We start from the raw sequence: 9,015 nt of genomic DNA, 5'->3' as shown, positions 1-9,015 counted from the left end.
TCCAAAAGATAAAGGAATTCAAAAGGATAGCATTACGTGCATGTAAAACTGACGATAGTTTTAAGGCCATGATTTCAATCGTCGCAACCGTCATTCATTTGCGGTAAACGTCAACAGGCCCTAATCCAGATGTTCGGTATGCTATTATGCAAATCTCTAACGTGATGGACCACTTTAGTAATGGCATGAGTACTATAAGTGCGCGGTCACAAATTAAAATGGGGCTTACTGGAAAAGGTGTTCCTTTGATGCCCGTCGTCAGCGTTTCGGGTCCAGAGGCACATTAAACCAAACAAGTTTTGTTGAGTTCTCTTGGAATAGGAAATCAACAAGGGGCAGAGGGGCTATTTAACAGTCCGCCCCCCTTGCCATTCTTGCGGTATTCCTTATCGGTAAGTCTTACGCTTAGCGAACAAGGCCAAACGATGGATCACTTTCTATACCAAAATGGCATCCTGCATGCCGAAGATGTTGCCGTGCCTGAAATTGCGGCGCAGGTCGGCACGCCGTTTTACCTGTATTCCGCCGCCACCTTGCGCCGCCATTACCGGCTGTTTGACGAGGCGCTGGAGGGCATGGACCATCTGGTGTGTTACGCGATGAAGGCCAATTCCAATCAGGCGGTGCTAAAGCTGATGGCGGATATGGGCGCTGGCATGGATGTGGTGTCGGGTGGCGAATATGCGCGGGCGCGGGCCGTGGGTGTGCCGGGTGATCGGATCGTGTTTTCCGGCATTGGCAAGACCCGCGATGAGATGCGGATGGCGCTGAACGGTGGCATCCGGCAGTTCAATGTCGAGAGCGAGCCCGAGATGGTCGTGCTGAACGAGGTGGCGCTGTCGCTGGGTGTCGTTGCGCCGATCACCGTACGGGTGAACCCCGATGTGGACGCCAAGACCCACGCCAAAATCGCTACCGGCAAAAGCGAAAACAAATTCGGCATCCCGATTTCGCGCGCCAGAGAGGTCTACGCGCAGGCCGCTGCAATGAAGGGTCTGGAGGTGATCGGCATTGACGTTCATATCGGCAGTCAGTTGACCGAGCTTGCGCCTTATGAGGCCGCCTACCAAAAGGTGGCTGAGCTGACGAAACAACTGCGCACTGAGGGGCATACGATCAAGCGGCTGGATTTGGGTGGCGGTCTGGGCATACCTTATGAGCGCTCCAATGATGCGCCGCCCCTGCCGATGGAATACGGCCAGTTGATCAAGAATACTTTGGGTGATCTGGGCTGCGAGATCGAGATCGAGCCGGGGCGGTTGATTGCCGGTAACGCGGGCATACTGGTGACGCAGGTGATCTATGTGAAACAGGGTGAAGACCGCCAGTTCCTGATCGTGGATGCAGCAATGAACGACCTGATCCGCCCCGCGATGTATGATGCACACCATGATATTATTCCGGTGGTCGAGGCGGCGGCGGGGCTGGATAAGGCGCCTTATGACATCGTCGGCCCGATATGCGAAAGCGGCGATACATTTGCCAAACATCGTGATTTGGTGTCGATGGGTGCAGGCGAATTGGTCGCATTCCGGTCAGCCGGTGCCTATGGTGCTGTGATGGCGTCGGAATACAATTCCCGCCCGATGATCCCCGAAGTTCTGGTCGATGGGCATCAATTCGCTGTTATTAGGGCGCGGCCAACCTTGGAAGATATGATAAATCGCGATACCATACCCGAATGGCTCTAGGCGTATGAGCATGAAAGCGATGGTATGACCAAACAAAACCAGCCAGAAACGGATGCCTTGAAAGGGCTGGCAGGACCGCTGCGTCTGACCCGTCTGGGTATGGTTGCGGAACGGGCCACGCGGGCGTTTTGGCCGCTGTGGGCGGTTCTGATGCTGGCGCTGGCGCTGGTTATGTTAGGGGTTCAGGATTTCATATCACCCCGCGCAGCAATGACGGTGGCGGCGGTGTTTGCAGCGGCGGCAGTCTGGGCGCTGATTTACGGGCTGCGGCGGTTCCGCTGGCCGCGTGCGGATGAGGCAGTTGATCGGCTGGATCACAGCCTGCCGGGTCACCCGATTACAGCATTGGCCGATACGCAGGCCGTTGGTGCGGATGATGAAGCGTCGCAAGCGGTCTGGAAAGCACATCTGATACGAATGGCGGATCGGGTGCGCGGGGCGAAACCTGCGCCTGCGGATTTACGCATCGCATCGCGTGACCCCTATGCGTTGCGCTATGTGGCGGTGCTGGCCCTGTTGGTGGCCTTGCTGTTTGGGTCACTGTCCAAGGTGACCTCGGTTGGCGATATCGCTACGGGGCAAGGTGGTGCTGCATTGGCCTCCGGCCCCAGCTGGGAAGGCTGGATCGAACCCCCTGCCTATACCGGCAAGCCCAGTCTGTATCTGAATGACCTGTCTGAGGGTGAATTGAGCGTGCCAAAGGGCGCACGGATCACTGTGCGGCTCTATGGCGAAGTTGGTGCCTTGAGAATGCGCGAAACGGTTTCAAGCGATGTGGTTGAGATAGCCGACCCCACCGGCGTTTCCCACGAGGTAACAGTCACGCAGGACGGTATCCTTGCGATTGATGGCAAAGGTGGTGCCGAATGGACGATTGCCCTGTTGCCCGATATGCCGCCCGAAGTTCGGATTGATGGCGAGTTGGTGCGCGAGGCGCGGGGCATCATGCGCCAGCCATTTGCCGCCAGCGATGACTATGCGGTTGCGCGCGGCAAGGCCGAATTCCAACTGGATATGGACGCAATCGAGCGGCGCTACGGGCTGGCTGCTGTGCCCGAAGAACGTGCATCGATTGTGTTGGACCTGCCATTGCCGATCACGGGTGACCGTAGCGAATTTACCGAAGAACTGGTTGATGATCTGTCCGAACACGCATGGGTCGGCTTGCCTGTAACCCTGACGTTGACGGTCGAGGATGCGGCGGGGCAGACGGGACAATCTGATCCCGTGCAAATGATGTTGCCAGGGCGACGGTTCTTTGCGCCATTGGCGCGTGCGGTGATCGAACAACGCCGCGATTTGCTGTGGTCACGCGATAACGGCGCACGGGTGGCGCAAGTGTTGCGGGCGGTGACGCATCGCCCCGAAGGGTTTGTGCGTAACGACGGTGCTTATTTGATGCTGCGCGTGGCGCTCACACGGCTCGAGGCGGCGGTGGCCTTTGATATGACCACCGAGGCGCGCGATGAAATTGCTGCGGCCCTGTGGGAGATCGCGCTGGCGTTCGAGGATGGATCACTGGCGGACGCCAAGGAGCGCCTGCACCGTGCACAGGAACGTCTGGCAGAGGCGATGAAAAACGGGGCCAGCAAGGACGAGATTGCCGAATTGATGCAGGAATTGCGCGACGCGACCAAGGATTATATGCGCCAGTTGGCCGAACAACAGCGCCAGAATGGCGAGCAGGGCCAGCAGAACGCGCAAAACAGCGAGACCTTCAGCTTTACCCAAGAAGAGCTGCAAGCGCTGATGGACCGCATTCAAGAGCTGATGGAAGAGGGGCGGATGGAGGAAGCTGCCGACCTGATGGAGCGGATGAACGAGCTGATGGAGAACCTGCAAATGGCGGAGGGCGGTGAGGGCGGCGAGCAAAGCCCCGGCCAGCAGTCGATGGAGGATTTGCAGGATACCCTGCGCAATCAGCAAGGCCTGTCGGATCAGGCGTTCCGCGATTTGCAGGAACAGTTCAATCCGGATGCCAACCGTGGCGAGAGCAGCCAGAACCGTGGCGAGGCCGGTGGCCAAGGCGAAGGTCGCAGCCATGAAGGGCAAGGCGGGCAAGGGCAGGGCGAAAGCGGCGATGAAACGGGCCAACAAGGTGGCGGCCAGCAGGGCGAGGGGCAGGAAGGCAGTCTTGCAGATCGTCAGCAAGCGCTGCGCGACGAGTTGGAACGCCAGAAAGGCGGATTGCCAGGGGCTGGAACGCCCGAAGGCGATGCGGCGCGCGAGGCGCTGGGACGGGCCGAACGGGCGATGGAGGGGGCAGAAGAGGCGCTGCGTGACGGTGATCTGGCCGAGGCATTGAATGATCAGGCGGACGCGATGGAAGCCCTGCGCGAAGGCATGCGCAGTTTGAGCGATGCGATTGCCAAGAATGAGCAGCAGCAAAACCCGGGTCAACAAGGCGAGGCACAGGGCCGCGATAACGCCAATGCACGCGACCCGCTGGGCCGTGACAATAGTGGTCGTGGCAGGATCGGCACAGATGAAAACCTGTTACAGGGTGAAGATGTCTACCGGCGTGCCCGCGAATTGCTGGACGAAATCCGCCGTCGTTCAGGGGACCAAAGCCGCCCTGACGTGGAACTGGATTATCTGAAACGTCTGCTGGACCAGTTCTGATCCGGATTTAATATGCGCAATATCAAGAGTCGGAAGCGGTGCCCGACATTTTCGCGGTTGCGGTTTTCATCAGCTGGTCCAGCCAATCGCGCAACCCGTCCACCTTTTCAACATAGCTGTTCATATAAGGTTCGCTCGCGGGCAGTTTTTCAATAATCTGCGGGGCGTAAGCATAGGCAAGCAGTAGCAGCGTCGCCAGCGTTATGACCAGCCCGAACCCAAGCCGGAACCCACGACGACTGCGCTTTTTATCGGTGACGGAGACTTCGGTTTCGACATCGGATTCCGCCCGCAAAGTCGAATTGATTTCCTCGATATCGGGCAGCAGATCACTTCTTGGTGTGTTCTTGTCTGTCTCTGGCTCAATGCCGCGCAGACGTGCCGTTCGCTCGCTGATGGCGGCGTGGGTGTCTGTGCTGTTATCTGATTGGTCCAGCCCCAGATCGGGTTGTGTTTCCAATCCGCCCTGCGCCTCGCTTTGGCGGGCTTCGGTTTCTAGTGCGGCCTCTTCTCGCAGAACGTCCATGACCGCTTCGTCAGGTTTGCGTGGCTCCGGTTCCGGTTCCGGTTGTGGCTCGGGATCGGGCGTGGGTTCCGGTTCTGGCTCGGCGGGCTGAGGTTCTGGCTCAACTTCTGGTTCTTGCGGGGTTGGTGTTGGGGTAAATGCTTCTGCTGTATCGCCATCATCCAGTTGCGCCGCAGACTTCTGAAACCACGTCTTGCCGCAGCTTGAACACTGGACATCGCGCCCGCCTTTAGGAATGGCGCTATCGTCCACCTCGTATTGTGCATCGCAATTCGGGCATATTAACCGCATGGATTTCCCCGCCTTGGCCGCCTTCTGCTGCCAACCTGATTTCGTTAACTATTCCTGTTGTAGCAAGGGATTGGCGAAGATCAATCCTTTTGAGTGTTCTTTATATTGAAACATTGAACAATCTTAGGCACTACTGTCGCTAATTCAGCTAGGAAAGGGTCGAATGTGATCGAGCTGCAAAATGTTGCCTATAGTTATGGCGGGGGCGAATTATTGTCGGATATTTCGCTAAAACTGGCACCCGGATCGTTCCATTTTCTGACGGGGCCGTCGGGGTCAGGTAAAACCACCTTCTTAAAGTTGTGTTATATGGAATTGGCCGCGACATCCGGCCTTGTGCAGGTGTTTGGCCGTGATACGCGCGCGATGGACCGCAATGAAATTGCCCGTAACCGGCAACGGATCGGGGTGGTGCATCAGGATTGCCAGTTTCTGGACCACTTGCCATTATCAGCCAATGTGGCCTTGCCATTAACGGTTGCGGGGCGTGATGCGGGGGGCGAGGCCGAAAACCTGGACGATCTATTGTCATGGGTTGGGTTGGGCGGGCGTGCGGATGCACTGCCTGCGGAATTGTCGGGCGGCGAACGGCAACGGGCGGCGCTGGCCCGCGCGGTGATCATGTCGCCCGATGTGGTATTGGCGGACGAGCCAACCGGAAATGTCGATTGGGAGATGTCCAAACGGCTGCTGACCTTACTGGTCGAGCTGAACCGGATGGGCAAAACCATTATGATTGCCACCCATGATCTAAACCTGATCCGTGCGGCGAAATCACAGGTCAATGCGCGGGTGCTGCGGATCAATAATCGGCGGTTGCAACTGGCGGGGGCGGATCTGTGAGGTTGGACAAAGATAAGATATTTGCGTTGCTAAAGGGTGACAGGAAAGCCAACCAAGTGGTGCCGCCCAGCGGATACACCGCCACCCTAACGCTGTTCACATCGGCGGCGATGGCGTTTCTGGTCGTGTTTGCGATGGCGTTGTCGTTGGCAACGGGGCGGTTGGCGGATCGGTGGTCGTCTGAACTGGCGCGATCATCTACTGTGCGCATTTCAGCCCCGGCAGGACAAATGGAGGCCCAAACCCGCGCGGCGGTTGAGGTATTGCGCACCACGCCAGGTGTGGCCGAGGCGCGGGTGTTAAGTGATGAGGAGCAAATGGCGCTGCTTGAGCCGTGGTTTGGCCCAGGATTGCCGATAGAAAGCCTGCCGATCCCGCAATTGATCGAGGTGATCGAGGACAGCGATGGTTATGACACGGACGGGCTGCGGTTGCGTCTGTCGGCCGAGGCACCGGGGGCGGTGCTGGATGATCACACGCGCTGGCGCAAACCATTGGTCAAGGCGGCAGGGCGGCTACGGTCGCTCGGGTTTATCTCGATCCTGTTGATTGCTTTGGCGACGGGGGCGATGATTACGCTGGCGGCGAATGCGGCATTGGCGGCGAATGCACAAGTGATCCGCGTTTTGCGGCTGGTCGGGGCGCTGGACGATTACATCGCGCGGGCCTTCGTGCGCCGCTTTACCTTGCGGGCCTTGACGGGGGCGGCGGTCGGTTCACTTGCAGGAATGATCGCAGTGGCGTTTTTACCCAGTGCGTCGGTTGCGGGTGGGTTCCTGACGGGGCTTGGGTTTCAGGGCTGGCATTGGTTATGGCCATTTGTCATACCTCCAATGGCGGCAGGTGTGGCGTTTTGGGCTACCCGCGCTGCGGCTTTGCGCAGTTTAAGGGAACTGACCTGATGGGATATACGTTTCAATGGCTGCGAAGCCTGATTTTTTCGATCCAGATGTATCTGGCGATGCCCCTGATGGCGCTAGCCTATCTGCCGTTTGCGATTTTCAATCGTCACGCGGTTTATTCCTACGTTAAAACCTATTCGCGTTATTGCCGCTGGACTTTGGGCTGGATCGTCGGGTTGAAAACCGAAGTGCGCGGCGAGGTGCCGACAGATGCCTGCATGATTGCCTCAAAACACCAGTCATTTCTGGATGTGATCCTGATCATCAGCGTCGCGTGGCAACCCCGTGTGATTATCAAACGCGAGTTGCATTACCTGCCGGTGTTCCGGTTTTTCGGATCACGAATGGGCAATATACCGGTGAACCGCGGCAAGCGCGGCAAAGCGATTGAAAAGATGAAAGCAGACGTGGAAAGCGGTAAAAACCTGCCCGGTCAGTTGCTGATTTATCCGCAGGGCACCCGCATCGCGCCCGGGGTGAAAGCACCCTACAAGATCGGCACGGGGCTGTTGTATGAACAAACTGGGATGGATTGCGTTCCGGCGGCAACGAACGTCGGAGTTTTTTGGCCCAAACGCGGGGTGTACCGCAAACAGGGTGTGGCGGTGCTGGAGTTTTTACCGCGTATTGCGGCGGGCAAACCGCGGGATGAATTTATGGCTGAGCTGGAACAGGTAGTCGAGGCTGCCTCGGATCGTTTGATGCGTGAAGCGGGGATGGATGTGTGATGGACTATGTTGATTCAATCGAGGCGCTTGAGGCGATTTATGGGCAACCGAGCGAGGCGGCTATCGTTAAGGTCGCACATCAGCTGACCCCGACGTATCGGGCGTGGATCATGCGCAGCCGGTTTTGTGTGATATCGACGGTTGGGCCGGATGGCACCGATGGATCACCGCGCGGCGATGCGGGACCGGTGGCGGTTGAACTGGACGCCCACACGTTGGCGCTGCCCGACTGGCGCGGCAACAACCGTATAGACACCCTGCGTAACATTATTGCGGATGAGCGGATTTCGCTGATGTTCATGGTGGCTGGATCAACCACTGTGATGCGGGTGAATGGCCATGCGCGTATCACTACGGATGCCGAAATGCTGGAACGGTTCGAGGTGGATGGCAAACATCCCCGCTCGGTGATCATCATCAAAATCGCCGAGGTTTATTCCCAATGCGCCCGTGCTGTGATGCGGGCCGGTTTGTGGAAAGGATGGTGATTTGTCCGAAGGCCTGCCAACGGTTGGCGATATGCTGAAGGAAATGACTGACGGCACGTTTGACGGCGAAACCTATGACCGCGCTTGGGGTGCACGCGCCAAGGAAACGATGTGGTAGAACTGACCCTGATCCGGCATGGCCAAGCCCAGACAGGGGCCAAGGACGAGGCCAGTTATGACAGCCTGTCTGATCTGGGTCATCAGCAAGCGCGTTGGCTGGGCGAGGTTTTACGCGAGGGGCAGCCGTTTGATCAGGTTATATCAGGGGTGATGACCCGCCAGATCGAAACAGTGGAATCAATGGCGCTGGCGGGGGTGCCGCACAGCACCGATGTGCGGCTGAACGAGCTGGATTATTTCGGGTTGGCCGAGAGCCTGCGCGCCAGCGACGGGGTGGCAATCCCGCGTGATATTCAATCCTTTGCCCTGCACGTGCCGCAGCTGTTGAATGTGTGGCGGGGCGGCAAAATGCACGCCGGTCTGGAAACATATGACGAATTTTGCAGCCGGATCATGGGTGCTCTGCATAATGCGGCGGGGCAGGACGGGCGCATTGTGCTGGTCACCTCAACCGGCGTGATCGCGACCTTGGCGGCGATTTCGCTGGGGCTGGATATGGTGAAAAAGACCAAACTGTTCTTGAAAGTGATGAACACCTCGGTTCACAAGTTTGAACTGGAGGGGGATGATCTGCATCTGACCCAGTTCGGGGCCATTCCGCATCTGGAACATCCTGACCGTATTGAGGCCCAAACATTTGGCTAGAGCGAATCCAATAGGATTGGATTTGCTCTAGTGTATTAGGGCCTGTTGACGTTTACCGCAAATGAATGACGGTTGCGACGATTGAAATCATGGCCTTAAAACTATCGTCAGTTTTACATGCACGTAATGCTATCCTTTTGAATTCCTTTATCTTTTGGA

At 57.5% G+C, this 9,015-nt stretch carries 7 protein-coding genes and 1 pseudogene; 7 read left to right on the top strand and 1 reads right to left on the bottom strand.

Annotation, left to right across the window (positions count from 1 at the left end; genetic code table 11):
- The first annotated feature begins 425 nt into the window (after positions 1-425).
- Both lysA and ACWB12_RS14155 read left to right on the top strand, forming a co-directional pair.
- Complete coding sequence (lysA, locus tag ACWB12_RS14160) at positions 426-1,691, top strand: diaminopimelate decarboxylase (protein WP_479530741.1); 1,266 nt, start codon at positions 426-428, stop codon at positions 1,689-1,691.
- A gap of 24 nt (positions 1,692-1,715) precedes the next feature.
- Complete coding sequence (locus tag ACWB12_RS14155; protein WP_479530740.1) at positions 1,716-4,313, top strand: TIGR02302 family protein; 2,598 nt, start codon at positions 1,716-1,718, stop codon at positions 4,311-4,313.
- A 22-nt stretch (positions 4,314-4,335) separates the two neighbouring features.
- Here ACWB12_RS14155 and ACWB12_RS14150 read toward each other — a convergent pair whose 3' ends face one another.
- Entirely contained in the window at positions 4,336-5,130 is a 795-nt protein-coding gene (locus tag ACWB12_RS14150; protein WP_479530739.1) for a zinc-ribbon domain-containing protein, read from the bottom strand.
- 165 nt (positions 5,131-5,295) lie between these two features.
- Here ACWB12_RS14150 and ACWB12_RS14145 point away from each other — a divergent pair, with 165 nt between their 5' ends.
- From ACWB12_RS14145 to ACWB12_RS14125, 5 genes and pseudogenes are all read left to right on the top strand, one after another.
- A complete protein-coding gene (locus tag ACWB12_RS14145; protein ID WP_479530738.1) occupies positions 5,296-5,973 on the top strand; it encodes a cell division ATP-binding protein FtsE in 678 nt (225 codons plus the stop codon).
- The gene (locus ACWB12_RS14140) at positions 5,970-6,875 is read left to right on the top strand and encodes a cell division protein FtsX (RefSeq protein WP_479530737.1); all 906 of its coding nucleotides are present in this window, start codon (positions 5,970-5,972) and stop codon (positions 6,873-6,875) included. The genes ACWB12_RS14145 and ACWB12_RS14140 overlap by 4 nt, the downstream gene beginning before the upstream one ends.
- The gene (locus tag ACWB12_RS14135; RefSeq protein WP_479530736.1) at positions 6,875-7,603 is read left to right on the top strand and encodes a lysophospholipid acyltransferase family protein; all 729 of its coding nucleotides are present in this window, start codon (positions 6,875-6,877) and stop codon (positions 7,601-7,603) included. Before ACWB12_RS14140 ends, ACWB12_RS14135 begins: the two co-directional genes overlap by 1 nt.
- Positions 7,603-8,209: pseudogene (locus tag ACWB12_RS14130) on the top strand (pyridoxamine 5'-phosphate oxidase family protein). Before ACWB12_RS14135 ends, ACWB12_RS14130 begins: the two are co-directional and overlap by 1 nt.
- A complete protein-coding gene (locus tag ACWB12_RS14125; protein ID WP_479530735.1) occupies positions 8,203-8,856 on the top strand; it encodes a histidine phosphatase family protein in 654 nt (217 codons plus the stop codon). Before ACWB12_RS14130 ends, ACWB12_RS14125 begins: the two are co-directional and overlap by 7 nt.
- Positions 8,857-9,015 lie beyond the last annotated feature (159 nt).

This window comes from Profundibacter sp., from assembly GCF_056498605.1.
This window is presented reverse-complemented; position numbering and strand designations above follow the sequence as displayed.